2 protein-coding genes are annotated in these 2,942 nt (G+C 43.5%); both read left to right on the top strand.

Annotated elements, in window-relative coordinates; translation table 11 throughout:
• The first annotated feature begins 693 nt into the window (after window positions 1–693).
• Window positions 694–1,563: a substrate-binding domain-containing protein gene (locus Ga0074115_RS15375; protein ID WP_057957323.1), complete on the top strand. Its 870-nt coding sequence runs from the start codon at window positions 694–696 to the stop codon at window positions 1,561–1,563.
• Between the two features lie 13 nt (window positions 1,564–1,576).
• The coding region (locus Ga0074115_RS15370; protein WP_157292827.1) for a sensor histidine kinase at window positions 1,577–2,942 on the top strand (1,366 nt) is incomplete at its 3' end.

Here is a 2,942-nt window from a genome sequence, read left to right as displayed (position 1 = left end):
CCACAAAAAGAGGACTGCGAGGTGTAATACTCAACACCTCCATAGGCTGTTAATAAAAACAGTACGATTCCAACGAAAATAAATGCTGTCAGTTGCCAGGTAACTCTAAATTCAATTCCAGCCCCACCATTCTTTGCCACTGTTTTCTCCCACTCCGAATTATGGCTTTAGTATTATTGTTGGAATGTGCAAAATTACTTTAGTGCGGACTGCAAGAGTCGAGCCAGATTTGTATCTACTTGAAAAAACAAGGATAAAAAAAACGATGGGGATAATGAGCTGAAATTTGTTACCTGATGGTAACGTTTCTGAAAAAAACGTAACCATTCTGATTATTCATTTAATTTCAAACAGTTATGATTCTAGCGTGAAATGCCAAGTTACTAATAGGTAACAAGATACAGAATAAAAAAGAGGTAAATTGAAAGGCCACTTCACTTTTCCAGCAAAAGAAGCTAAAAATAACCTTACTGTGTGTATGTAATTAACTTGACTTCAATAACAAACAACAGCATCCAGAGTGATAATTGGGTTCTGCTATCCTCATAGAACAGGGATATTTAAAGGAGGCAGGAAAGTGTAGCCAGTGACGGCTTATGTACTCCATGGGGAGCACAGGATATATGTCGCAATGTGGGTGCCGTGACATAACTTAGCAGTATCCCTGAGAAGTTTTCTTAATAAGGAATCCCAGTGCGATTGTTCTATTTATTATTGGTTTTCTTGATTAGCCCGACTTATGCTGCCAACACGGAACCACCTATCCGTTTTGGCCTTACGGCTGTGATACTCACCGAAAACCTCAGATTTCTAGACCAGTGGAGTCAATACCTGGGGTATAAAATGGGCCGCAAGGTAGAATTTGTGCTCAGAAAGTCCTATCGAGAGGTGATGGATCTATTGGACTCTGGCGGTATCGAATTCGCATGGATCTGCGGCTACTCTTACGTACAAACAAGAAAACCGGAATCTCTTCAGCTCCTAACAGTGCCTATCTATCGAGGGGCACCACGTTATCACTCATATATCATCGTCCACCATAACAGCCCCCATAAACGCTTTAGTGATCTGAAAGGGAAGATTTTTGCTTTCTCTGACCCTGACTCGAATTCAGGCTTTCTCTATCCCCTTTCCTTGATGACAGCGAAAGGTGAGAAGCCTGAGACCTTTTTTCGACAGACATTTTTCACCTTCAATCACGCCGAAACGGTGCAGGCCGTTTCCGAGCAGGTTGCAGATGGCGGGGCGGTAGATTCATACATATGGGAATACCTTGCCATCTTTAGACCTGACATTACTAAGAAGACGCGAATAATAAAAATATCTCCGAGTTTTGGCTTCCCACCTATTGTTTTTCGTTTAGGAGTAAACCCCAATACAGTCAACTTGATGAAGGATACTCTTGAGAGTATGGGCGAGGATGTAACTGGCAAGATACTCCTCGCCCGACTTAAACTGGATGGCTTTGGTCATTATTCGGATTCGTTGTTCAATGAAATCCGCGCTATGGTAAAGACAATCCAAAGAGCTGATCCGAAGCATTCCTTGTTACCAACTGATTAATTGCAGAGCATAAATGCCGCTACTTAGTCCTAGATCTTGGCCATTGGCGATAAAGTTATCACTCACAATCACAGCTGTTGTGGCCGCTGTAGGCTTCATGATTGGAGCTGTTATGGTTGTGCAGGATTGGAAACGTTTTCATGATGAATTGGGGGAAAAGGCCCTCCTGCTATCCGAATCGGTTGCCATCACTACACCCAAGGCAATGCTGCGCAAGGACTACTGGTTACTCTACATAAGCCTGAAGAACATGGCATCCAGAAGACCGGGAATAAGAGGAAGTCATGAAGTCTTAACAGCAATGATACTTGATGCAGAGGGCAGGGTTCAGGCACACCTTAATCCAGCTAAAAATCCAATGGGCCTTCCCTTTTTACCTGAAAATAGTATTGAGCTGGATCTTTTCAAACAGGCCATGAGCGCAAGAGCTCCCATTGTGTTAAGCATTGGTGGTTTTTCAAAGAGAGGTTTTCAGGAAGGTGTTGTCCCCCTCTTCTCCGATCAAAAATATATGGGCGTGGTTCGAGTTCGTTTGTCTGTCGCTCCGTTATATGAAAAGACCAAAAACACCGCGGTCATTGTTCTTGCCTTGATATTTTGTTTCGTCATTATCGGTAGCGCCCTGGGTACCATTGTTTCCAGGCGCATGGTCAAGCCTCTTACTGCAGTTACACAAGGACTGGAAGCGGTAGGGCGAGGTGAAATGACGGATTTTGCACCTATCCCCGTAAAAGAGAGAGATGAGATCGGGCGTCTCAGTGTCACCTTCAACAAAATTATGGCGGAATTAGCTGAAAAAAAGATGCTTGAAGAGGAGATCGCGATGAGTGAAAAACTGGTTGCGCTTGGCCGCATCACCGCAGGCGTAGCCCATGAAGTCAACAACCCTCTTGCCGGTCTTCTAAACTGTATCGATACACTGCGCAAACACCCTAATAATAAAGAACTTATTGATCGTTACTTGCCGGTCATCGACCAAGGTCTGCACAGAATCAAAGAGATCGTTCACAATCTGCTTGTAGGACTAAAGAATGAAGAGAGCGATGAAACAGTAGCTATTGAACACATCGATAAGCTACATGATCTGATAATAGCTGAGATTGGAGACAGGGATATAAATGTCATCTGGAAAAACAACACAGATAAAGATCGTTACATACCTGGCAAGGTTGAACAGATCGTCTGTAATCTTCTAAAGAATGCGGTAGAGATACTTCCAGATGGCGGCACCGTCACTTTCTGCATGTATCAGGATGGACCACACCTGATCATCGAAGTCAGCGACAATGGTCCAGGCATTCCATCCAGCATAAGGAATCAGCTGTTTGATCCTTTTTTCACTACCAAACCCAATGGTACTGGAAAAAAGGATCAAACAG

The sequence above is a fragment of the endosymbiont of Ridgeia piscesae genome, assembly GCF_001443665.1.
GTDB lineage: Bacteria > Pseudomonadota > Gammaproteobacteria > Chromatiales > Chromatiaceae > Endoriftia > Endoriftia persephonae.
Note: the sequence above shows the minus strand (reverse complement) of the source record. Positions and strands in the feature narration are given on the sequence as shown.